This is a genomic window from Corynebacterium mustelae (assembly GCF_001020985.1).
Classification (GTDB): domain Bacteria; phylum Actinomycetota; class Actinomycetes; order Mycobacteriales; family Mycobacteriaceae; genus Corynebacterium; species Corynebacterium mustelae.
Genome location: NZ_CP011542.1, coordinates 701,382 through 724,772, shown reverse-complemented (window position 1 = coordinate 724,772; position 23,391 = coordinate 701,382). Strand labels below are relative to the sequence as shown.

The window sequence follows — 23,391 nt, the reverse complement described above, 5'->3', positions numbered from 1 at the left end:
CATGCGCCCATTATCAGCAGTAGCCGCAGCGATTAGAAACGGGGCGACCACCGCCCCGAGGATAGTCACCGAAACCGGGTTGTCACTGTCAACGGTTGCCGCCGCCTTGGAGCACCTGACGCGAATGGGGTGGATTGTAAACAGCAATGATATGTTGGCCTGCCAGAATTGTTCCATGGGGTGTAAAACCACCTCTGGGCAGTGCGGCCAAGGGCTTACCACGTTGACGTTGGTGGCAACGCCTACTTTTCGACGCGCCACCGATGCGACTGGCTAAGGGTTAGCGGTGCCAGAACTGAAAACCGACAAAATTAAACGCCGTTTAAGTTCGCATTCTATGCTGAGTGCATGGATGTTATGGAATTAAACGGCGGTCGGTTTTATCTGCGCCCGCTGCACGACGACGACCGGATCGACGACCGTCCCGCGCTAGCCGCAATCGTCGATGACCCAGAGGATTTTATTGCCACGATGCGGGCGTCGGCAAGCGATTACTGCTGGGCGATTTGTGAACAAACCAACGTCGACATGGTGGCATTAGGCCACTACAACCACGATACGAAGACCATCACCACCACCCCTATCGGCGACCCGGCGCGTATCCTGCCCAACGACCCGGTTCTGCCGCCGAAGTCAGTTGCCGACGCGGCCCATGCTGGGCGCGAGGTTATCGAACGCTGGGTGGCTGTGGCGCTGTAACAAGCCTCCATCGGGTGGCTTGTTGACCTGTTGGTCGCATCGCGTGGAGGTGTCCCGTTTGGAAGCTTAAGGGTCACCGTGCCCTGCGGTTGCGGCAAGCCACCTGCTGTGAAGTTCTTCCCGGATTTCTGGCGGCGCAGAACGCCGCAGGTTACAGGCGATCGCACACATTCGCGCCACCATATCGCTATTGTTACCAGTGGTAACGGCGTCCATGATCCCTGCGCAGCTATCAGGCTCATTTGCTAAAAGCGAGGTGAGTTGCTGCCGCATGGCGTCTATCTGACAGCTGCCTCTGGTTGCCGCCAACACGGTAACAAGGCACTGTACCGCTTCGCGCTGTGCGCCGTGTTTGTTCAGCCCATAGGCGAGATACCTGGTGCCAAGGCCCCGGATATTCCATAGGCTCAGGCGGTCAGCCTGGCGTTGTGCCCACTCGGCACGCGATATTGCCTCCGAGTAGTCGCCCGCGATTAGCGCACGGTGTGCCTGCAGCAACGTTATTGCCAGCTCACACAGTTCCGGGCGCGCTGGTTTCATCGTCGTTAACGCCACTTCTAATTTCTCACACAACTGAATGTAGGACGCCGGATCCACTACGCTGCCGATCACGTCACCTTCGGAATCTTCGTGAGGCTGTAAAGCGCATAATGCGTAGATGAAATCCCCTTTATCGCTGTGCCATTGTGCCAGTAATGTGCCGTTAGGCTGTTGGTTTAGCACGTATTCTGCCAGCGTGAAAACTGTAACCGCTTCACCATCGGCGGCTAAAAACTCAGGATTCGCACACGTATCCGCTGGGCGCAGTCCGTCTATTAGGTGATAGTTTTTCGGCCGGGATTTTTCGGTTATCACCCCGCTAAACCACGTAGATTTCCCCACTTCAGCCTGCACATTGGCATACACGCCGCGCAGCCGTTCCACCTCTGATTGACAGGTTTCGGCCGATTCGGTGGCATTAGCCTCCTTATGTGCGTCGATAAGCTGCGCCAGTCTGTCGCATTCGGCTAAAAGCTCCGGCACTCGGTTTTCCACCAGTTGAATACCGCCGGCATCACCAACCTCGCAGGCAGCAAACCCCAGTTCGAAGTAGACATCCGCCTCGTTCCAATACAGGTCGAAAGCGTTATCAAGCGCACCTGCTTTTTCGTATAACCGCGCCATAAACTCAACGTATTTCCGCAGTCGGGAATAGTCATACGCCGCTATAAACCCTGACATAACGTCGAGATAGGCAAACGTTGAGATACCAGAATCGCCTGCCGTAATGTATTCCGGCTGCGCTTGATAAGATGCCATAAGCATTCGTGCCAGCTCATAGGCGATGGGCGTTGTTAGCACGGACCGATCATCACACAACGTCACCAGAAGATCTGAATCAAGGCCGGATCCGGGCGGCCCATCGATCGTGGTGGATCCTGCGACCACTCCGGATAAGTGTCCCGCCGTGACAACTGCAGCGTCGGTTACGTTGGCCGTGCCAACGAGAATCGCATTCCCACCAACCGTAGCGTCGCCGCTTACCTGCGCGTTCCCGCATACCAAGGCGGCGCCTAATACTCGGGCATTGCCAAATACCTGGGCATCATTTTCCACCGAAGCTTTCCCCGCCACGTGCGCATGCCCATACACCCGGGCGCGACCGCTTACCGTGGCGGTACCAGCCACCTGCGCCTCGCCGAATACCTCGGCCTCATCTGCCACCCACGCGTCGTCGGCGATTCGCGGCATACCGTTAGTGGTATGGGGTGAACTCACCCAGCCACCGAGATCGCCTGCGGAAACTGATTGCTCCGGGATATCGGTGGTAGCCCGTATCCGATACAGGGTCACCCCAAAACTATTCGTGGTCGTTTCTTCGGTGAGCTCGAACCGCAATGTTGTCATACTTTGCCCCACTTATCGCTCGGTGCGTCGCATCAATAATAATCACAGCCCTGGCCGCACCATGCGTCGAAAAGCTAAAGCGTTTTTGCCCAGCTCTGACAGCCAACAATTTCAAAATAACTGTAAGCGATATAGAGACAAGTTGCACGGCATCCAGCACCATATCCACGATTAGATTGCCGCCGAGAACCCACATCCACAGTATGCCGCTTACCCACAGTTCCACTCTCAAAAATCTGCCGCTGCTTCGCCACCAACAGCACATGCACAGTGCATGAAAATGATCAGAGGAGTAAGTAGAAAACCAGGATTTTAGCCCCTCTTCTACATTACGATCAGTAGTAACCCAAAACGACGATCTTCGATGTGGTGAAAACTTTTCGCATCGGTACGTGCAGGTTTTGATGACGCCACAAAACCGGGAAGTAGGAGTGGTATGAAACCGCACGTTAAAGCAGCCTTTTGCCTCTTCATCAGCGCAGTGAGCCTCACTGCATGCATTCTACCGTTGCCGCCTGCACGCATGATTGCGCGTACAACCCCAACCAGAAGCGCCGAAGTAAGTAGTCCAGTGCCCCCGATTCCCACCTCCACCCCAGATAATGCCCCCTTGTGGAATACGCCCCATTGGGGATTCCCAACCAATGTTGCTGGTTGGCGTCTCCAAATATTCGACCAAGAAGGCGTAAACCTTATCGAAAATTCCCGTGGTTGCCAGTATTCCACTATCCAAAGCACCTTTGACCTCACGGCCGGGATGCCAGCACCAGACCACATCGAAACGGGATACATGGCGGAAAACCGGATAGCTGGCTTCCAACAACAAATGACCAGTGCCGAGGGGACATTCCACAAATCCAGTGAAGTCAGCGGCCCAGGATCGCAACCCATCGAAATGCTACGAGTGGACATTGATTACGTCGGAGTCGATCATCGCAACTATCACTCCACGGCATGGGTACGGGCGTTTACCCGCAACGATCCGCCGAGTGCAGTAACAGTCAACTACGCGTGCCCAGTCGAAGCATATTCAGAGCAGGAGCTTAAAGAGCTGCTGGACTCCACCCTGCTTTTCAACGTAACCACACCGGAACTGGGCGATTAGCGCGGTTATCACCGAGCCAATTCCCACTCGCGGAGGATGCGAGTAATCTCTGCCCGAAGATCGCCGACATCTGGCTCAATGCTCTTTAAAAACTTCGCACCGGTCATGCTGTGGTGTTTTCCGGTTTCCACTTCGGTCACGGTGATTAGTGAACCGCGATCGCGCAGCTTCGCCACCGTTATCAGACGGCCGTCGTCAAGCGGGCCAAAAGAGACGAAGTCGCTGGAATCATAAAAATCTGCGTCGGAGATAGTGCCCGAAATATTGACATGTACCACCGGATGCACGCAGGATTGACCGCGCAGTTCACCGTCACCGCCGATATGGCAGATTGCGGCAACCGTCGTCTCCCCTGCCAGCGTGACCCGTCCACTAATCACACTGGCACCCGTCACCTGGGCATTGTCTTTGACCACCGCGTAGTGTTCCACGATTGCCTGATCGGCCAGTAAGGCATTATCGCGCAGGACCGCTTCATCGGCCACCCAGGCGTTGTCCAATCGCGGCTGACCGTTATCGGTAAAGAGCGAACTGACCCACCCGCCGAGGTCGCCGACCGTAACTCCTAGCTCTTCCTGATCTTTGGTTGCCCGAATCCGGAATACGGTAGTGCCATCAGCAAGTTCTTTGGTTTCCTCCGTCAATTCAAAGCATAGGTCTGCCACCGGTTCTGCTTGTCGACGAATCTGCTCGGTGGCAACATCAATAACCGGCTGGTACTCCTCGGTAACCTCAGTATCACATTCAACCGCGATCTCATCACCGACGCAGCGGTATACCGTGGCGAGGTTATCGGTGTGCCCAATCGGACCGAAGCTAAAACAATGCCATGATCTGGTGATCTCGGCGTTTCCGGTCACCGTCGCGTGGCTGGGTACCGGTGCGGTGATGTGGGCGGCACCGCTGACCGTCGAAAAGCGGATCTTAGCCTGACCAGTAATAACCGCGTCCTCGGAAATCAAACTGTCGGCGCCTACCACTGCGTTTCCCGAAACCTCTGCGGAGCCAGTGACATAGGAACGACTGACAGTCGCGGCATCAGCAACGACCGCATGTCCATTGATAGTGCCAGACGAAATAACTGCCCGACCGCTCACCTTAGCGTTACCTTCAACCACGCCGAGTACCTGGGCCGAGCCTTTAACAGTGGCGTTGTCGCCGATCCGCGCTTGACCTTGTATCAGGCAGCTGCCCTTCACCGTGGCAGAATCTTTGACCTGGGCATCGTCTTGTACCCGGGCGCGGCCTTTGACCCTAGCAGTGCCATAGATCTGGGCACGGTCACTAACCCGGGCATGCCCGGTCACCCGCGCCTGACCGAAAACCTCAGCACCACCTTCCACCCAAGCGTTTTTGCCGATGCGCGGCTTCCCGGACTCGGTGTGGGTGCTGCTGACCCAGCCGCCCAGGTCACCCGCAGAAACAAACCGCGCCGGTATGTCCTCGGTCGCGCGTATCCGATAGAGCGTTTCGCCAAAATTGTTGGTGATTGTTTCCTCGGTCAATTCAAACCGAATGCGCGACATGTGATCCACTCCTTTTAGGTGGCTGTTCGACGTTATCTCAAGTCTAGCCTCTGAGCTTTTTACCATTGGCGGTATCGCATAAATACGCCATGCCGGAACGGGCCTGGAGTGTTGTTGACCACGACCAGCTACGTTAATGCATTATTGACCAGTTACCACAGGTCTTCCCGCAGTTTCGCACATATCTCTTCGTACTGACTGCTGCGATCGTAGCGCTTTGGCCATTCCCCCATAGCTTCGATGTACTGGGAGTAAACGGAAATCGCTCCTGGAATATCACCGAATTCGATGTGTAATTCCGCCGCCGTGACATATAAGTTAGCCGCCAACTGATACTGCAAAAGACAACTCATGCAATAGGCTTGGGTTGCAACGCAGTCGGTGACCATATCGGGAAACCGATCGCCAGAAAACTCAAGGCGGCGCAGGTCAACCCATAAAATCCATTCCCAGAGTGTCAGGATCGCTGGCACGTCCCCAGGATGCATCCGGTACTCGGCGCATTCCTGGAGTGCATAAGCTAGATTCCGCAACCCGGTAGCCATAAACTCCAACGCCGCTGGGTCCGACGGGGCTTGATGCAGCCGCACCACCGCGCGGTCGGCGTAGTACCGGGCGCAGCCGAAAGCAGCATCATCGTCGTAATGCTGGAAGCATTCCTGGGCAAAAGCCAACGCCGCAAAGACAGTATCGTCGGCACTACTGCTTACCGCCGCAGCCGCAGCTTGTAATCCGGCCTCCTCGCTTCGCCCGATATGTACGAGTGCGCGGGCGTACAACAGTTTCAGCGAAGTAAGCTCGGTCATCTGTGGTGCGGCGGCTAAGAACTTTTCGGCAAAACTGCAGAGTTCGGCCCATTGTTGGTTCTCACTGAGCTGGGTAGCCTCCACCAGGACGTCGAAGCTGGCCGGATCGGTGGCACTAACCGTGACCTGGTTTGCGCCTCCACCAGCCAAGATGTCGTCTACCCGACTTGGGCGGTGCACCGCGTCAACCAAGGCTAGACAGTATTGTTCGATTCCCATCCAACACCTTTCGTGCTTGTCGACGCCACTTGGCCCAGCCCGCTACCACGATCTGTTACGCGCGACGCTGGGGCGTCGACAAGCAAAAGGAGAACCCCTGTGCGGAATTCTCCTTATCTTGTGACACTTGTCTGCGATTTTTTAAAACTCAATGTCGTCGGCGATGCCGCCACCGAATTCCTTGCGCAGATTCTCCGTGATTTCTTCCTGACGGCGCTGCACAATCGACATAACCTGCGTCATGTGGCGCGGATCAGACATCCAGCGCGTGCCAGCAGCACTAGCCTCCGCCATGGTGACACCGTAGTGCTCTTGAACGTAACCATCCGCATCCTCGCCGAATTCACCCACTGCCAGCATCGCGGCATATACCTCGCAGAAGAAATCCCGATCGGAATTAAGCTTCTCTGCATTCGAACCAGACATAGTGCCGCCTGCGCCATCACCGGATAGAACCGGGTGCGGTTCGTGCATCAACGTGGTGTACTGCATGCCCACTGACATGGGGTAATCGGTGATGCGCTGCAACCAGCCAGCAGCCGCTTCATCCCACTGGGGCCGTTCTACACCTAAGCGTTCCGCGATGGTGTTAGCTGAGGTGCCACCGTGCATGAGAGCAGAAGCCGCAACATAGTCGTGCAGCGTAATACCCGCGATCGGCTGCAATTCCGGCGCGGAGGTGTCAACGCTGGCGAACATTTGGGTATAGGCCTGGAATTCTTCTTCCTGACCTGTAAAAACCATGTCCTCATCAAAACCTGCCGACTCGTCCTCCGGCTGCCGTTGGGCGATCTCAGCATGCTTTTCCCACAACGCGTCATTGTAAGTTCCGTCGATAATCGCCGCAGCCAACGGATCGTTTGGCCGACCAACCTGACGCACGATTTCCGTTAATGCATCGGCAATAATTTTCGGTCCCTCACGTCGCAATTGGATCAGACCATCACCGAAACTTCCCATGATATTGACGTATGTCACGTCGGCCATATGAGTACCAGCAGGCTCCAACACCGTGTGCGGGGCCTTGCGGTACTTTGCCACCGCATCCTGAACAATCTGGCTAAACCGCGCTGAAGCCAACTCCGGCGATAGCTCAAACGTGTGCCGCAGTTTCTTCATCTCAAGGTTAACCACCGCAATCGCCAGGTGCCCCACATGGAAACCCTCGCCACTATCGATCATTTCTTGCAACTCTTGGGCCCGCTCCTCGCATCGCTGTGCGACGATTCGGTCAATTTCTTCCTCGGAATAGTTGCTAATGCCAGCCTTGGCCGCAACGTTTTGCACCATAGCGGTTGCGTCGCTTGGCTTCTTTCCGAACATGCCAAGAAGTTTGTCAAACATTCTGTAATGCCTTTTCTATAACGATAAGGTTTTAGAAATCAGGGCTGTCCTGTGCCTTATCGGCGTATTCTTCCCACAAATCCTCATCGTAGGTACCGTTAAGAATAGCTGCAGCCAAACCATCCCCTGAACGCCCAAATTCGCGGACCAGCTCTTCTAAAAGCGGAACCATCACCTTGTCGCGCTCTTTCTTCAAAATGATTAAACCGTCACCCATGTTACCCATGATGTTGACATACGTTACATCTGGTTCATAGGTACCAGCTGGTTCCAACGTGGTGCGAGGCGCCTTGCGTATTTTCTGAACGATTTCTTTAGCGAGCTCGTTACGCCGCGCCTCGGTTTCCTGCGGATTTGCCTCATGCAGGACCCGGTAGCGGATCATTTCGATATTTAGAATGAGGCTGGCAATGTGCCCTACTGGGGTATCCTCATCGGCCAAAGCTTCGTTGAGTTCCTCCACCCGATGCGCACTGCGCTGTTGGAATACTTTCTCAATTTCCTCAGGGGTAGAGTTCTGGTTGACCGTTGGGGTTTTATTGATTCCGAGTAGGGAAAGAAGTTTTTCGAGCATGGAAAATCCTTAATGTTTAAGTTAAATACTGTGCAGGGTGCTCTCGAAACAGCTACGAGCACCTGCGGTTTTAAAGCGGGTTGTGTTTTTCACTCTGCGGACTTTGCTGAGCAATGGCGGCGTACTGTTCCCACACCTCATTGTTGTAGGTATTCGCCAGCACTGCCTCAGCCAAACCGTCACCGGGGCGAGCCAATGCACGCACAATGTCTTCCAGCAAAGCGGCAATCAAAGTGTCGTTATCCTGACGCAACAGGATAAGACCATCACCGAAACCGCCGATCACATTGACGTAGCTAACATCTGGGATCAACGTTCCCGCTGGTTCGAGATCCGTGTGAGCCTTTTGTGTCGCTTCCACCACCGCACTGGTAATGAACTGATGGCGCTTTTGTTCAGCGTATTCTGGCAAGATTTCATGCATCACGCGGTATTGAGCCAGCAGATAATTGACATGGCGAACCAGCATTTCCCCGTGATACAGGTTGTGTTTGAGCGCTAGATCGTCAAGTTCTTTTTCCAGGTGCTTGGTGCGGGAATCCGCCAAGTCCTCAGCCAACCGCGGCAACATTTGCATTGCTTCTGTTGGCGTAAATGTTGTCTGAGTTTCGCATCCCAAACAGGTGAGGTACTGCGAGGTGTAGTACATCTTGTCCACGGGAACCGGCGCGCCGCATTGGGAACAGGTGAAGCTGTTTTTCAACTGTTCGTAGTCCTGTAGTGCTTGCTGGTACAAGCGCTCAGAATCCTCACCGTAGCCATCATCAAAGAGGTGGTCCGTGTAGATTTCCAACCACTCTAAAAACGTATCTACGCGATCCGAACTTCGTTTGTATTCGGCAAAGACCGCGTCATTGTCGCTGTCCTCAAATTTTTCGAAGTGCTGAGCAAAAGTACGCTCCGCTTTGGTGCCCACGGCCATGATCTGCCGGATCACGGCGGCTGTAAATACCCCGAAAGACTGTTTGCCCTCATCGGTTTGATCGGCCCGCATCTCTGCTGCTTCTTTTTTGGAATCCTCTCCGAATTCCTGGCAGCGTTGCTTCAGCTTGGGCAAGAACACATCAAGACGATCACGCAGAGCGAGAATCTCTTGTAGTTCACTGGTCATGAAAGCTCCTTGAATAATGAAAGCCGTCGCGGATTAGATGTCAGCTGTAATGAATACATACCCACAGTAGCGGCATTCTTTGACACCGTGATCCAGCGCGCGCCCTGCGCCACATCCTGGGCAGATTCGCGCTTTTGCACCGGCAGTATCCTTTTCAAACTCGACTGACGTTTTCTTCGATTCCTGCGATTTCTTACGCAATCGTTCCGCAAATGAACTTGCCACTTGTTACAACTCCTCTAAGATGGCAGCTCGCTTGGCGGCATATTCTTGTTCGGTAATAAGATCCGCTTCAAACATCTTCTTGAGTTTGGCGAGTTTTTCCATCGGGTCGGTAGCCGCAGCAGGCGCGGCTGCCGGTGGTTGCTGAGCTGGTGGCTGCTGTTGCATAGCCTGCATAGCTTGTTGGGCTTGTAGCTGAGCCAATTGTGATTGCGCTTGGGCTTGTGCCTGGGCCGCTTGGGTATTCATTTCCCCCACTAAAAGCCCCATGGCGATACCTTCCTGCGCGCCAGCACCTACCGTGTTGCGGGCATCGGCGGTTGCGAGTGCGGTGTTAAACCGCTGGAACCGATCCATGTCACCAATCATGTTCATACCGGTGACTTTGTCGTAGTATTCATTAACTTCGTCCGGCAATGTAACCGAGACGATGGTGAACTGGGTTACTGAAACACCCAAATCCTCGAAATACGGTGCGATTACTGGTTGTAACCGGGCGTTTACTGAGCTAAGGTTTGCCGCAAAATCCATGACGCTAATGCCTGAGGTAGCCATGATTTCGCCGAACTTAGCGGCAATGTAATCGCGTAGTTGAACCTCGATATCGCGCACGCTTAGCACAGGGAAAGAACCAGCGTACTCCCGGAAGAACTTAGCGGGATCGCTGATTCGAACGTTATAGGAGCCAAACGCCCGGACACGTACCTGACCAAACTTTGGATCAGCCATCATCACGGGTGCAGGGGTGCCCCACTTGAGGTCAACAAACTGACGCGTGACCATGTAGAACACGTCATAAATGTTTGGTGAGGCAAAGCCATATTTCCAGCCTTTGAGCTGGTCTAAGATCGGAACGTTTTCGCTGGGGAGCGTGTGCCGACCTGGGCCATAAACTTCGCTAGCTACACCATGGGACAGAATCAGTGCTGCCTGATTTTCCCGAACGATGACTTGCGCGCCTTTTTTAATTTGTCCTTGATGTGGTGGCCATTGCCACATCACCAATTGGGGGTCTGGGTCAACGCACTCGATAATGTCTATCCACGGGAGAGCCACTGGTCACCTTTCATGTTGAAGAAATGTACGGCGGTTACTATCTGGGCAAAACGTTAGCACCCACGGCAGACATCAGACGTTGAAATGGGATACATGAAATAATCAAGCTTACAAACGACAAGAGTTTTCAATTGCATAATGCTTGCATAACCGTTGCGTAAAGCCCGCTGCTCCCGCCCAGCAATAAATATTATCCAACGTTAACCTTTGGGTCCTACCACCCACTAAGCCTGGGCAGCCCAATCACACCACCAATCACCGACACGCCAAGTACACAATCTTTTATTACCATTTTTTCAGCATCCCCACCCCCGCAACCGCCCCCATCGATCAGCGGGACATCAACCCATCACTACCCCGGCAACTACTTCCACGATCGATACGCACCACATGAAGCTGCCGCGACATATATCAGCCGCCCGGTTTCCATTAGGTCATGCCTACCCATCAGCAGTTATCGCACAACCATTTTCTACCCCTTGACTAATCCCGGGTTGAACATTAATACTAAACTTGTTTCACAATTAAGTTAAGCAACCCTAATTTAAGACGTAAAAGTGGGATTCTCGCATCCTTTGATTCCCAGCAAGAAACGCAGTCACAGCCTTAGTTGGCACCGTGATCGCCAGCGCTTAGCGGGATGGCAGGAAACGCCCCCGTGTACGTTCAAGGAGACAATATGACTTCCGACGGTTCAGTGCTTGTCAGCAACGTCACCAATGAAAAAGCTCCGCCACAGGAAAACCCCAGAGTTGCCGGGAAAAAGGCACTCAACCAGCTTCTAGAGCCAGTACGTGGCCGGTTATTGCTGGGACGCGTACTGGCTGTGATCGCAGGCATTCTCGCCATCGCACCCTATGTCGCATTGGTACAGCTAGGCGATATTCTCTACAGCGCCTACCTCACGGACACCCCTATTGATTCCGCAGCCGTGTGGCGCGCCATTTTCCTTCTTATCAATGCTTTTTGCCTGAGGTTATTCATTGTTGGGTTGGCATTGGGCGTTACTCACTTTGCCGACATTAAGATCTCAGCGATTATTCGACAACTGACTATTTCTCGGCTGGCGCAAGCGCCATTGGGATGGTTTAGCACAACGAATGCTGGAAAAGTACGCAAAGCATTACACGACGATATCGCCCAAATCCATACTCTTATCGCCCATCAACCAGTGGACGTCACTCAGGCGATTGTTACCCCGATCGCTTTGGTTGCTTATGCTTTCACCATCGATTGGCGGCTGGGCTTACTTACTGTAGCAGCTTTGCCGCTTTACGGCGCTGCGAATGTATGGATGATGCAAGGCATGGGCGAGAAAACAGCCCAAATGGATGCACATTTAGCACGGGTTTCCGCCACAATGGTGGAATTTTTTACCGGGATTTCAGTGGTCAAGGCTTTTGGCACAGTGGGTAAGTCCCACCAGCGTTACCAGGATGCCGCCAATGATTTCCGCACGTTCTACGGGCAGTGGGTCACTCCCTTATTACGCGGTTCTGCCATGGCAAATGCCGCCATCGCCATTCCGGTGCTGTTAGCCATCAACATTGGTGGCGGCGCCTTGATGGTTTCCGTCGGCTGGGTCAGCCCCATTGAGGTACTTGCCACTACGTTGATTGGTTTAATGGTTCCCTCCTCCATAGAGGTGCTTGCCGGTATGGTGTGGTCCTATCAGATTGCGGGAGCCGCCGCGTTACGGGTGACAGCCGCGCTGCAAACACCGTCTCTTGCCTATGGTGATATGCCGGTACACCCGATAAGTAATGAAGTGGTCTTTGACAATGTGAGTTTCTCCTATGGTCTTACTCGCGCCGCAGACAGTGTCAGTATGACGCTACGCGAGAATTCGGTTACTGCCCTTGTAGGGCCGTCCGGATCCGGCAAATCAACATTGGCTATGCTACTTGCACGTTTCAATGATCCGGATTCCGGTACGATCACGGTGGGTGGGGTTGACATTCGTACGTTTCCGATGGAGCAGCTCTACCAAACGGTTGCGTTCGTCCTACAAGACCCACAACTTACTGCCACCTCTGTCCGGGATAATATTGCGCTTGGCAAACCAAATGCCACTGATACAGAGATCATTGAGGCCGCTCGAGCCGCCCATATCCTGGATGTGATTAAAGCACTGCCCAACGGGTTAGACACCATTGTGGGGGCGGAAACGAATTTCTCGGGTGGGCAAGCGCAACGAGTCGCGATCGCACGTGCCTTGCTTATCGACGCCCCGGTGCTGATTTTGGATGAGGCAACCGCATTTGCGGATCCCGAATCGGAGGCCGAAATTCAAGCCGCGCTATCAACGCTAGTCACTGGCCGCACGGTTCTGGTCATAGCTCACCGGCCTGAGTCGATTCTTGGAGTCGATCAGATTGTCATTCTTGATACTGGCAAAGTAATCGCTTGCGGTCGCCACGCAGATCTCAAAGAACAACCTTTGTACCAACAACTCATGGCCGCTCGACCTCACTCTGTCCAAAACTCCCTTCCTAATATCCGACCGGAAAAGGATTGATCGCTATGAAACCGCTTTTGTTTTCACTTCTTCCGATGTGCCGGAATATGCTTTCTCGCCCGGCACTGGTCACTACCGCCATCTGGATGAGTATTGTGATGGGAATTGCCGAGGCGATTTCATTATTCTTGTTAATTCCCGCGATCACCTCGCTTGCGACTGGCGAATCAGTCTGGGGCTTGGATATCCGAGGCTGGATACTTTCGTGCATTGCAGTCGCAATCTTTACCGGTATCTTCGGGTATTTCTATACCCGCCAGGGCTATGCCACCGGCATGGACATGATCCAAAATATCCACCGCAAGATCGGCGATCAGATTGCTCGGTTGCCGCTTGGCTGGTTCCAACGCCCAATCGCGGGTCAATTGTCTAGGATGGTATCTGCCGAGTTAATGATTGCGGCAGAGCTAATCGCCCATCTTTTCGCGCCCATGATTAGCCGCATTGCCTTCAGTTTCACCATTTTGGTCTTGAGTTTGATCTGGGATTACCGGCTTGGTCTTATTCTCGCTATTTCTACTCCGTTATATTTAATCTTGCTATCCATTTCTGCGAGGTTGAGCCGAAAAGGCAAGCACATCGCGGAGCCTACCGAAATTGAACTTAGTAATCGGGTTGTGGAATTTACCCATTGTCAGGCCGCACTTCGATCCTGCGGTCAAAGCACCAACTACCCGCCGCTTGTGGCGGCTAATGCGAAGTGGCGCAAGGCCAAGAAAACGGAGCTGTGGTTTGAGCTGGCAGCAAATATGGTTGGCGGCACGTTGTCCCAAATCGTGGTGATTTCGCTGATTGTCGTCGCAGCGCAACTGGCGATAACGGGCGCTATCGATCCGATTGTCGCCATCGCTTATATAGGCTTGGCGCTACGGTATGCCCAAGTGCTGATGTTTCTTACTGAAGCGTCCGTGGGGCTGGAGACGCGGCGGCCTTATTTGGAGTCCATCAATGAAGTGCTTACAGCGCAGCCGTTGCCAGAACCACACGATTCACAGCCGTTTACTTCCCCCGGCAGCATTGAATTTGCCGACGTCAGTTTTGGTTACACCCTCGATAAACCAGTTGTCCGTAACTTAAACTTCACGGTTGCTCCGCGCAGCATGGTGGCGCTGGTTGGCCCATCCGGCTGTGGTAAGACCACAGTAGCGCGCTTGATTAGTCGGTTTTATGAGGTTGATTCCGGCGCAGTCAAAGTCGGCGGGGTGGATGTGCGTGAGCTTAGGACCGCAGATCTCATGAATCAATTGTCGATGGTATTTCAGGATGTCTATCTTTTCGACGACACCCTTATCGAAAACATTCGCATCGGCCGCCCGGACGCCACTGATACAGAGATTACCGCCGCTGCCCAGCTAGCTGGCGTGACCGAAATCGTTGCTCGACTCCCTCACGGCTGGAATACCCGTGTCGGGGAAGGCGGTAAAGCATTAAGCGGCGGGGAACGCCAACGGGTTGCAATCGCCCGGGCCCTGCTCAAGAACGCACCCATTGTGCTTTTCGACGAAGCCACCAGCGCGCTTGATCCAGAGAACGAGGCGAACGTTGTGGCGGCCGTCGAAAAGCTACGGGAAACTGCAACCATTCTGGTCATCGCGCATAAACTCGATACCATTCGGAAGGCGGATTGCATCATTTCAATGCGTGCTGACGGAAGTGTGGAGGACATCGGTACCCACGATGAGCTCTTTAATCGCAACGGAACCTACCGCGCCTTTTGGGATAAACGTGCCGAAGCGCAAGGTTGGCAATTAACCTAATGGTTATGATTGCAGCACGTGGCGGTCGCAAAACTGGCCCTAAACCGAAGTTCAGTAAAGCCGATGTTGTTGATGCAGCATTTGCCGTGGGCATCGCGGATTTCACCCTTGCCCAGGTTGCCCGGCAGCTTTCCGTGGCAACATCGGCGGTGTATCGAATCTTTGACAGCCGCGACGAACTGGTTCACGCGTGTTTAAGTCGTGCTGCGGCAGAAATCGCCGCCGCCTTCGATCCTGATTTATCCTGGCAGGAAGCCTTGCTTCTGTGGGCAGATCGTTGTTGGTCTGTGTATGAGCGTTATCCCGGTTTGTCACTGACTATTCTGCGACACCCCAGCGCCGTCATCCATATGGAAGACCATCTCAAGCGTTTCGTTGAGTTTCTCACCGCAGCCGGGTTGCCCCAGGAGAGTGCGGCTTTTGCCATTGATTTCATCGGAGACACTGTGATTACTACCCACATCGGTGTTTCCGCTATGCGCAACGTCAACGATTCTGGTCAACGCGAATTGGATACAATCTTCGCCCGCACCAGCGACGATGCCGTATTTAAACCAGATGAAGGGTGGGCCGATCGCGGGTTTTTGGATAAGAAGCTGAAGTTCATCATCACCGGACTTGCCAACGAACTGGAATCGTAGTTGCGGCTATTGCCTGTGGCAGCCGAATGACAATCACCTAAGCCGCAACCTCACAACATATAAGAAATTTTGCATGACGACATCTAGCGGGTAGCAAAATCGACCATTTGGCAATAAATACATTCACAGACGCTAGATGTCGTCCATATTTCTTCCCTATTTTTAGCTTCACAACCCATAGCCTATACCCATAATGGCGGTGCAGGTTTCTCGCTTCTCCACACGCGCCATCTGTTACGATCAGCGAAGTGACGATTTTGAACAAGCTGGTGGCGGAAGAGAAATTTCCCATCGCAACCGCAATGTATGTCGCCGATGGCACTGTCTATGTTTTCGCGGATGATTTCCACCAGAATCAATTAACCCTGGCGGAAACCACAACCATTGATGCCATGGACTTCACGGATCGGGTGGGGCATTACTGGGCGACACCAAAACTAGAGTCTTATCAGGGAATTGTTTATTGCGGAGAAGGGTCGTGGGGAAGCGATGGTGTTGTGTATTTCGCCGACCGAGATGGCGAGGTGCAGTGGTTGTTTGCCTCCCCCGTCATCAACCCAATCACCGACGCAGTGATCTCACAAGACCACGTTATCGCAGCCAATTATTTACGCGCATTTGCCATCCCCATCCCCAAGCCAGAGAACATCCGTCTATTGGCACTCGAACAATAAAATTGGGCTAACTAACGGCACATTCCTGCGGATGTTGTGGAACTGAACAGGGAAAATCTGCAGCTAGACGGGCATTGGGCGCAGATTTTCAAGGGCAACTCGACCTTTACGCGGTGTGGTATTTGATTTCGTGGCGTTGGAGACGAATAAGTCGAGTTGGGGGTTTGCCCACCGAATCGTCCCCGCCTTGAATGAGGCTTGAGGTTAAGAAAACCCGATTACCTCAAGGCATAAGACAAGCAAGTGCCCGCCAAACCCGCGTCTTGGGAACACGCTCCCATTGCGGTGTGGCTTCCAAGCGTGTGTGCGGACAATTAGCGGATCAGGCATCGCAAACCTACAGCTAGGCGGGTAATTGGTGCAGATTTTTCAAAAGCAACTCGACCTTTACGCGGTGTGATGCTTGATTTCGTGGCGTTGGAGACGAATAAGTCGAGTTGGGTCATGGCCACCCAAGTTCACGGTCACTGTGCGGCGCAGCCGTGAAACCTAAGCTCAAGAAAAATCACGCAGAAAAAGCCCCGCCCACAATCGCCAAAGCTCTAGGTCAACACGTCACGCATGATACTGCCTACAATGGTGACCGATTGGGCTAGCGCTTGGGCAATAAAAACCGGCGCGGAGTTGGTAAAACCCAGCGCCGGTTTTTGTTAAAGGGTGATTATTCCACCACGAGCAGCAGGTCACCGCCTTCGACCTTGGTGGCTTGGCTTAGCACCACCCGGCTAACGGTGCCAGCGATCGGAGACGTGATTGTTGCTTCCATCTTCATCGCCTCAATAACAGCAACTGCTTGGCCTTCTTCCACGGTGTCACCGACCGCGACGGTAACGGTAACCACGCCTGCGAATGGCGCGGCAACATGACCGGAATTATTCGGGTCGGCTTTCTCCGCCGTCGCCACGATGGATTCCACGGACCGGTCTCGCACCCGCATCGGCCGAATCTGACCGTTGACATTGCACACGATGGTGCGCATACCCTTTTCATCTGGTTCGGAAAGCGCGTCAAGCCGGACCAGCATATGAGTGTTATCGCTTAAATCGATGACGGTTTCCTTTCCTTCCACCAATCCATAGAAGAATTCCCGGTCAGTGAGAACCGAGGTGTCGCCAAACCGACGTCGGTGTTCAGCAAATTCAGCCGCTGGCTTAGCAAACAGCAACCGATTCAGTGCGCCCCGACGGGTCTTCGCATCAGATGATGTTAAGGCTTCCGCCTCAGATTCCGGCACCTCGGTGGCCGCAGGTTGAATGCTTCGCCCTTCTAATGCCTTGGCCCGCAGTGGCTCCGGCCAGCCACCCGGAGGCGTGCCCAGTTCGCCATTGAGGAACGCGATAACGGAATCCGGAATGTCGTATTTTTGGGGATCTGCGGCGAAATCTTCCGGTTTCACGCCAGCGCCAACCAGGTAGAGCGCCAGGTCGCCAACAACTTTGGAGGATGGGGTGACCTTGGTGGGGCGACCCAACATGTCGTTGACGGCGGCGTAGTATTCCTCGATTAGTTCGAAGCGGTCGGCAAGCCCAAGCGCCACGGCCTGAGCTCGCAGGTTCGATAACTGGCCGCCGGGGATTTCGTGGCGATACACCCGGCCGGTTGGCCCTGGGGTTCCGGTTTCAAATGGGGCGTACATGTGGCGCACAGCTTCCCAGTACGGTTCCATGTCGGTGACGGCCGACAGTGCAATGCCTGTATCACGCGGGGTGTTGGCGAAAGCTGCGACGATGGCGGATAGTGACGGTTGACTGGTAGTACCAGACAGCGGTGCTGAAGCCCCGTCAACTGCGTCGGCTCCGGCGTGTGCTGCCGCGAGGTAGGTGGCTAATTGTCCACCAGCAGTGTCGTGGGTGTGCACGTGAATCGGTAGGTCGAATTCCTTGCGTAACGCGGTAATCAATTTTGTTGCGGCAGCTGGGCGCATGAGTCCAGCCATGTCTTTAATGGCGAGGATGTGCGCCCCTGAGTTGACGATCTCCTCGGCTAGTTTCAGGTAGTAGTCGAGGGTATAGAGCTTTTCACCTGGGTCAACCAGGTTGCCGGAATACGCCATCGCCACTTCAGCCACCGCAGTATTGGTTTCTAGCACCGCTTCGATAGCAGGCCGCATCTGGGAGACGTCGTTAAGCGCGTCGAAAATTCGGAAAATATCAATGCCGGTGCGGGCCGCTTCGTCGACAAATGCTCGACACACGGTGTCAGGATATGGCGTATAGCCAACGGTATTTCTACCCCGTAACAGCATTTGGATATTGATATTCGGCATTGCCTGGCGTAAATTATCCAGCCGTTCCCACGGATCCTCGTGCAAAAAGCGCATGGCAACGTCGTAGGTCGCGCCACCCCACGCTTCAACCGACAGCAGCTCCGGGGTCAGGTGGGCTACGTGGCGAGCGGCATCGACTAGGGCTGCAGAACGCACCCGGGTTGCCAAAAGCGACTGGTGGGCGTCCCGGAACGTGGTGTCGGTGATGGCCAACGCGCGTTGGTTCTTTAAATGTTCGGCAAATTTCTTAGGTCCAAGGTCGCGTAGCAGATCCCGCGATCCGCGTCGCAGCGTACCAAGCGGCGGTAGCTTTTCGACGGCGGCGCCTACCGCAGGTGGCAATCCATGTGGCCGGTTGACAGTAACATCGGCGAGATAGTCCAAGATCCGCCCCGGTTCGTCATCGGCAGGTGGGGCAGATAGTAGCCACGGATGATCGCTGATGAACGAAGTGGCGATGCGGGTATCCAGGAAGTCCGGTTCGCGCAACAATGCCCGCAGGAAGCCAACATTGGTAGCGACACCAGAAATGGTGAATTCCGCGAGTGCGCGCTGAGCACGGGCAACGGCACCGGCGAAATCCGCACCACGGCAGGTTAGTTTCACCAACATGGAGTCGAAGTGAGCGGTGATTTCGCCACCCAGCTGGGCGGCGCCATCCAAACGAACCCCCGCGCCACCGGGGCTGCGGTAAGCGGTGATAAAACCGGTATCCGGCCGGAAGCCATTGGCCGGATCCTCAGTAGTGATGCGGCATTGCAGGGCTGCGCCTTCGGTGTGGATATTTTCTTGGCTCAGCCCCAGTTCCTGCAAGGTAGCACCAGCAGCGATTCGCATTTGTGCCTTAACCAAGTCCACCCCGGTTACTTCTTCGGTAACCGTGTGTTCAACCTGAATGCGGGGGTTCATCTCGATAAAGACATGGTTTCCGGCCTCATCAACCAAGAATTCCACGGTGCCGGCGCCGGTGTAGCCGATTTCTTTGCAGAAATTCACTGCATCGGCGCAGATGCGTTCCCTAAGATCCGCGTCAATGTGTTGAGCTGGGGCGATTTCCACCACCTTTTGGTGCCGCCGCTGTACCGAACAGTCACGCTCATACAAGTGAATAACGTCACCGGTGTGGTCGCCTAAGATCTGTACCTCAATGTGCTGCGGATTAATCACCGCACGCTCTAGGTAGACTCGGGCATCGCCGAATGCGCTGAGTGCTTCCCGGGAGGCTTCCGCAGCCAACTGAGGCAACTCCTCAATGCTAGGGATAAACCGCATACCACGGCCGCCGCCACCAGCCACCGCTTTTACAAATAGCGGGAAAGTTTGGCCTTCCGCCTGGGCGAGGAGAATCTCAATATCATCGCTGGCCTCGGATTCATCAAGGGTAGGCAATCCGGCGCGCCGCGCAGCCGCCACCGCCGCAGCTTTGTCTCCTGTCAGTTCCAGTACTTCTGGTGTGGGGCCGATGAACACAATTCCGTTTTCTGCGCATTCGCGGGCGAGTTGCGCATTCTCGGAGAGGAAGCCATATCCGGGATAAACCGCATCGGCACCGGTTTTTTCGGCTGCGGCTAAGATTTCGTCGATATCAAGATAGGCTTTTACTGGTGAGCCTTCTGTACCGATTCTGCAAGATTCATTGGCGATGGATCGGTGCAATGAATTCCGGTCTTCGGTGGGGTACACCGCGACCGTTTTAGCTCCAATTTCGTATGCGGCGCGGAAGGCTCGCACTGCGATTTCGCCGCGGTTAGCGACAAGAACCTTATTGAAGGTTGGAAGCTGTGAGGTTTTCGACATAAACGGATGTTCTTCCTAATACGGGGGCCAGTACAGCAAACAGTGACACCAGTCACTTATTTGGTATGTAACTTTATGTTAATACCCCATGAGTTCGCCATCAGAAAACCACGCAAAAATCATGTGTTTTCCGCTAATTTGATTCACTTTTTTGCAATTATCGCTAGCTATATCGGGCGAGGGAAAATCCGATCCTTTAGATCAGCCACCGTGTGGGGTCGAACCAAACCAGGCCTATGATCGTATTGTTTAGCAATATTTAATGCGTTGCAGGCGCACCATTTCGCCGCTTCGGCGACAGTGGGATGAATGAGAGCTGGCGTGAAAATTCGTGGTAGCGCATTGGCGGAAAGGGAGAGCTTTATTCTCCGATCCTGCTGCGGAACTCGATGAAGATAACCAGCCGCAGCCGCCAGACCCAACATGAGATCATACTGGGAAGCATTAGCAGAAAGCTCTTCTAGCATGGTCGGCAACAACCATAATCCGCACCGAGGTTTCGGGGACATACCGGCGTCGATAAGCAACGCGTAATACTCAAAGTGTTGCACAAATCGACGCGGGGTAGCACCAGTTGTGAGGGTACGGCGTAGTACTTTGCGATGAATCCGCCGAGCACGCCGGATTTTATCTGATTGCCCCGACCTAAGCCATGCTGGTATCAGTGTCATCTCTAAGTCTTGTCGATGCTCTCCGCAGCGCCCGGTGTTTTCCTGCAAGGCAGCTTCCCCGACTTCACGAGCGGTTTCAGCCCCACCTAATTGATTAAGTATCTCTGCTTCGATTGCAGGCACGGAACATAGACATTCCCCAAAGTGTTCATCTGGCCGACTGGATCGCCACTGTTCAAATGCCATCAATGCACCGTCATAATCACCAATGCAGTGCCGCACGTAATACGTACGAAGATAATAATCCGACAGCGTGTTTGAGCTACGCTCTAGTATGTGGCGATAACGTTCCAGCAAAATATGCAATTTCGCCACGGAGACATCAGGGTTATCTAATTGGCCGTGAATGATGTGTTTGAAATTCCGGCAAATCACTCGGGCGAAGTACACCCGTTGTTCCAAATCCTGGTTGAGATAAAGCTCCACCAATTCGTCGAAACATACGATAGCGGCCTGCGTGTGACGCTCTGCAAGGTACAATTCCACCAGTTCTGACAGGCATACGGCGAGGTCATCGTTGTTGGATTCAGTTCGCGCACGCAGGCAAGCATGTTCCCATGCCACCGCTCGTTCAACCGGGTCTTGTGTCGCCCACGCGGTTTCCATGAGTTGTTCTAACTCAGTATCTGAATGTTCCACCATGACTTACCTACTTACAGAAGTTTGCTAATCAAGGTGGAATACATTTCTGAAGCCCACGTTCGTGCTTGGATATTCATATTGTGGCGTCCCGCTAATAACGATTGAACGTAAAGCCCCCGGATAGCCTGGGTTAACACATCATTGCCCATACCCACAGCCGCAAGTAACTGATGGATCAATGGGGACTGAACATTAAAAATAACCTGGGCGGTATTGTCCACCACATGCATTGGCATGATGGAGTCCATGCTATCGAGCAAACCCGCTAGCGAACTTTCGCCTTCAGCTTCCCGCGCAGCTTTCTCTATGGAACCGTAGTCGGCTTCTTCCGCCGCTAAGAACAACACTGGCACGGTACTAGGCTGAAAATCCCGCACAATAACCGACACATCTTGGCCATCCAATGCCTCTTGGGCGATACGCATCAACGGTAGAAATCCAGCTTCTTGGTCTGGGCCTAATACCCCCATGACCCCAATAACATCATGCAAGCTGGCTTCGACGATAACCTGATCTGGGTAGTCCAACCGCAGTTGATCAAGGATTTCTTGGTCATAAGCATAGCCAGCATTTAAAACCGTCAGTTCATTTGCCCGCGCAATCGGCAATACAGATTGGTATTTCTGGTCAGTGCGGTAGTAACGAATTCCGCCAGATTTCAACAATTCATCAAGTGTCTTTCGTCCCGTGCTGGTTTCGAATGGCACCCACTTGGTCACCAATTCGCGAGTTTCACTGTCCGAAACGGCAAGGGCTTTCAGCCCGGCCATGTGCAGGCTCAAAAACCGCAAAAAATCCTGTTCGTTTAGGCTATTGATCCAAACCCGGATTTGGTGTCCGATGGCTTCTTTGGTCTCGTCGAAAAGCGAATCCTCCACCAGTGCATCGCGGGAGGCAGTGGGGCGCAGGAATTCCGCATCCGCTACGATCCGCACAAAATACGCCCATTCCGGAACGATGTCGGTGTTTTTCTTGCTTAATAACATTCGACGTAGATACAGCTGGTGTTTTGCGGTTCGCCCCGGATGCGTTCCTTCCGACATGACAAAGGCAACCCCGTTGAGCCCCGCTATAGCAACATCCAGCGGAATAGCTGCCAATGGTTCAAATCCAAAGTTTTCTCGACACCACGCTGCTTGTGCTGTAATGGGGGCTTCCCACACTGGCTTCTGCCCACCCAAAGTTACAGCTTCACCAGAGCACACGCCATTAACCGCGCGTTCAATAGTTATTTCTACCGGCAAAAATGCCGCATAGTGTTCTATGGTTTGCGACAAGCTAAACATGTCAAAGTCCGGTTCGCCAGGAATCGCTTGTAATTCCACCAGCGTGCCGCAGCCGTGCAACAGCATAGGGGGTTCGTGTTCTGTTACTGTCCACGTACCTTGAGATTTTCCATGCCATTTAATGGCTGGTGCGGCGGCACTAGCTGAGTAGACGACAATGTCATTGGACACTAAAAAACACGATAATAAGCCGATGCCAAATTGGCCGAGAAAGTCACTTCGCCCCAACCCAAATTCATCTCGTTTAGATGATCCGCCGATCGTCGATAGTAATTGCTGAGCTTGTTCATAGTTAAGCCCAATACCGTTATCGATCACTCGTAGTACGCGGGGTTCCACGATGAACCGGATCTTGGGGCGGTCATAATTGTCGAATTCTGGGTCAATACCGCGCCGAGCAGTAATCGCATCGACACCGTTTTGCAGCAACTCCCGCACATACACGTTGGAGCTGGTGTAGAGGTTCTTACTGAGCAACTCCACAATTCCACCCAAATCAACGTGGAATGATCCACCATTGCTGCCGGATGGATTGGGGGTGTGGGGGTCAGTAATAAACTCAGACACTTGAGAATCTCTTCCTTAAAAGG

18 protein-coding genes are annotated in these 23,391 nt (G+C 53.6%); 7 read left to right on the top strand and 11 right to left on the bottom strand.

Features of this window, described 5'->3' with window-relative positions:
• Position 1: 1 nt before the first annotated feature.
• Positions 2 to 277: a winged helix-turn-helix domain-containing protein gene (locus CMUST_RS03385; protein WP_047261337.1), complete on the top strand. Its 276-nt coding sequence runs from the start codon at positions 2 to 4 to the stop codon at positions 275 to 277.
• A 71-nt stretch (positions 278 to 348) separates the two neighbouring features.
• Positions 349 to 699 (top strand): hypothetical protein, encoded by a 351-nt coding sequence (locus CMUST_RS03380; protein ID WP_047261336.1) that lies wholly within the window; start codon positions 349 to 351, stop codon positions 697 to 699.
• A gap of 66 nt (positions 700 to 765) precedes the next feature.
• Here the strand turns inward: CMUST_RS03380 and CMUST_RS15775 are convergent, their stop codons facing one another.
• Entirely contained in the window at positions 766 to 2,586 is a 1,821-nt protein-coding gene (locus tag CMUST_RS15775; protein WP_052844509.1) for a hypothetical protein, read from the bottom strand.
• A gap of 436 nt (positions 2,587 to 3,022) precedes the next feature.
• Between CMUST_RS15775 and CMUST_RS15770 the strand changes: the two genes are divergently transcribed.
• On the top strand, positions 3,023 to 3,691 hold the full coding sequence (locus CMUST_RS15770; protein ID WP_052844508.1) for a hypothetical protein: 669 nt from the start codon (positions 3,023 to 3,025) through the stop codon (positions 3,689 to 3,691).
• Between the two features lie 8 nt (positions 3,692 to 3,699).
• On the opposite strand, the gene CMUST_RS15765 is transcribed toward CMUST_RS15770, so the two are convergent.
• The 7 genes from CMUST_RS15765 to CMUST_RS03335 form a co-directional block, all read right to left on the bottom strand.
• On the bottom strand, positions 3,700 to 5,217 hold the full coding sequence (locus CMUST_RS15765) for a hypothetical protein (RefSeq protein WP_052844507.1): 1,518 nt from the start codon (positions 5,215 to 5,217) through the stop codon (positions 3,700 to 3,702).
• Between the two features lie 152 nt (positions 5,218 to 5,369).
• Complete coding sequence (locus CMUST_RS03360; RefSeq protein ID WP_047261335.1) at positions 5,370 to 6,242, bottom strand: hypothetical protein; 873 nt, start codon at positions 6,240 to 6,242, stop codon at positions 5,370 to 5,372.
• 141 nt (positions 6,243 to 6,383) lie between these two features.
• Positions 6,384 to 7,586, bottom strand: coding sequence for a DUF6620 family protein (locus tag CMUST_RS03355; RefSeq protein WP_047261334.1), 1,203 nt, complete (start codon positions 7,584 to 7,586; stop codon positions 6,384 to 6,386).
• A gap of 31 nt (positions 7,587 to 7,617) precedes the next feature.
• Positions 7,618 to 8,160 (bottom strand): hypothetical protein, encoded by a 543-nt coding sequence (locus CMUST_RS03350; RefSeq protein ID WP_047261333.1) that lies wholly within the window; start codon positions 8,158 to 8,160, stop codon positions 7,618 to 7,620.
• A gap of 70 nt (positions 8,161 to 8,230) precedes the next feature.
• Positions 8,231 to 9,271: a hypothetical protein gene (locus CMUST_RS03345; RefSeq protein WP_047261332.1), complete on the bottom strand. Its 1,041-nt coding sequence runs from the start codon at positions 9,269 to 9,271 to the stop codon at positions 8,231 to 8,233.
• A 33-nt stretch (positions 9,272 to 9,304) separates the two neighbouring features.
• Positions 9,305 to 9,496, bottom strand: coding sequence for a hypothetical protein (locus CMUST_RS03340; protein WP_047261331.1), 192 nt, complete (start codon positions 9,494 to 9,496; stop codon positions 9,305 to 9,307).
• A 3-nt stretch (positions 9,497 to 9,499) separates the two neighbouring features.
• On the bottom strand, positions 9,500 to 10,549 hold the full coding sequence (locus tag CMUST_RS03335; protein WP_047261330.1) for an SPFH domain-containing protein: 1,050 nt from the start codon (positions 10,547 to 10,549) through the stop codon (positions 9,500 to 9,502).
• 679 nt (positions 10,550 to 11,228) lie between these two features.
• Between CMUST_RS03335 and CMUST_RS03330 the strand changes: the two genes are divergently transcribed.
• The 4 genes from CMUST_RS03330 to CMUST_RS03315 all read left to right on the top strand — a co-directional run bounded on the left by CMUST_RS03330 (position 11,229) and on the right by CMUST_RS03315 (position 16,139).
• Positions 11,229 to 13,067, top strand: coding sequence for an ABC transporter ATP-binding protein (locus CMUST_RS03330; protein ID WP_052844506.1), 1,839 nt, complete (start codon positions 11,229 to 11,231; stop codon positions 13,065 to 13,067).
• Between the two features lie 5 nt (positions 13,068 to 13,072).
• Positions 13,073 to 14,824, top strand: coding sequence for an ABC transporter ATP-binding protein (locus tag CMUST_RS03325; protein WP_047261329.1), 1,752 nt, complete (start codon positions 13,073 to 13,075; stop codon positions 14,822 to 14,824).
• Between the two features lie 5 nt (positions 14,825 to 14,829).
• Positions 14,830 to 15,465: a TetR/AcrR family transcriptional regulator gene (locus CMUST_RS03320; RefSeq protein WP_158408192.1), complete on the top strand. Its 636-nt coding sequence runs from the start codon at positions 14,830 to 14,832 to the stop codon at positions 15,463 to 15,465.
• 248 nt (positions 15,466 to 15,713) lie between these two features.
• Positions 15,714 to 16,139, top strand: coding sequence for a hypothetical protein (locus CMUST_RS03315; RefSeq protein ID WP_047261327.1), 426 nt, complete (start codon positions 15,714 to 15,716; stop codon positions 16,137 to 16,139).
• Between the two features lie 661 nt (positions 16,140 to 16,800).
• On the opposite strand, the gene CMUST_RS03310 is transcribed toward CMUST_RS03315, so the two are convergent.
• The 3 genes from CMUST_RS03310 to CMUST_RS03300 all read right to left on the bottom strand — a co-directional run bounded on the left by CMUST_RS03310 (position 16,801) and on the right by CMUST_RS03300 (position 23,368).
• Positions 16,801 to 20,202, bottom strand: a complete 3,402-nt coding sequence (locus CMUST_RS03310; protein ID WP_047261326.1) for a pyruvate carboxylase — start codon at positions 20,200 to 20,202, stop codon at positions 16,801 to 16,803.
• Between the two features lie 167 nt (positions 20,203 to 20,369).
• Positions 20,370 to 21,515, bottom strand: a complete 1,146-nt coding sequence (locus tag CMUST_RS03305) for a hypothetical protein (RefSeq protein ID WP_047261325.1) — start codon at positions 21,513 to 21,515, stop codon at positions 20,370 to 20,372.
• Between the two features lie 11 nt (positions 21,516 to 21,526).
• Positions 21,527 to 23,368, bottom strand: coding sequence for an HSP90 family protein (locus tag CMUST_RS03300; protein WP_047261324.1), 1,842 nt, complete (start codon positions 23,366 to 23,368; stop codon positions 21,527 to 21,529).
• Positions 23,369 to 23,391 lie beyond the last annotated feature (23 nt).

Excerpts from the sequence above, each read along its gene's own strand:
- CMUST_RS03385 (WP_047261337.1), top strand. The coding sequence starts at position 2 with ATGCGCCCATTATCAGCAGTAGCCGCAGCGATTAGAAACGGGGCGACC.
- CMUST_RS03380 (WP_047261336.1), top strand. The coding sequence starts at position 349 with ATGGATGTTATGGAATTAAACGGCGGTCGGTTTTATCTGCGCCCGCTG.
- CMUST_RS15775 (WP_052844509.1), bottom strand. The coding sequence starts at position 2,586 with ATGACAACATTGCGGTTCGAGCTCACCGAAGAAACGACCACGAATAGT.
- CMUST_RS15770 (WP_052844508.1), top strand. The coding sequence starts at position 3,023 with ATGAAACCGCACGTTAAAGCAGCCTTTTGCCTCTTCATCAGCGCAGTG.
- CMUST_RS15765 (WP_052844507.1), bottom strand. The coding sequence starts at position 5,217 with ATGTCGCGCATTCGGTTTGAATTGACCGAGGAAACAATCACCAACAAT.
- CMUST_RS03360 (WP_047261335.1), bottom strand. The coding sequence starts at position 6,242 with ATGGGAATCGAACAATACTGTCTAGCCTTGGTTGACGCGGTGCACCGC.
- CMUST_RS03355 (WP_047261334.1), bottom strand. The coding sequence starts at position 7,586 with ATGTTTGACAAACTTCTTGGCATGTTCGGAAAGAAGCCAAGCGACGCA.
- CMUST_RS03350 (WP_047261333.1), bottom strand. The coding sequence starts at position 8,160 with ATGCTCGAAAAACTTCTTTCCCTACTCGGAATCAATAAAACCCCAACG.
- CMUST_RS03345 (WP_047261332.1), bottom strand. The coding sequence starts at position 9,271 with ATGACCAGTGAACTACAAGAGATTCTCGCTCTGCGTGATCGTCTTGAT.
- CMUST_RS03330 (WP_052844506.1), top strand. The coding sequence starts at position 11,229 with ATGACTTCCGACGGTTCAGTGCTTGTCAGCAACGTCACCAATGAAAAA.
- CMUST_RS03325 (WP_047261329.1), top strand. The coding sequence starts at position 13,073 with ATGAAACCGCTTTTGTTTTCACTTCTTCCGATGTGCCGGAATATGCTT.
- CMUST_RS03320 (WP_158408192.1), top strand. The coding sequence starts at position 14,830 with ATGATTGCAGCACGTGGCGGTCGCAAAACTGGCCCTAAACCGAAGTTC.
- CMUST_RS03310 (WP_047261326.1), bottom strand. The coding sequence starts at position 20,202 with ATGTCGAAAACCTCACAGCTTCCAACCTTCAATAAGGTTCTTGTCGCT.
- CMUST_RS03305 (WP_047261325.1), bottom strand. The coding sequence starts at position 21,515 with ATGGTGGAACATTCAGATACTGAGTTAGAACAACTCATGGAAACCGCG.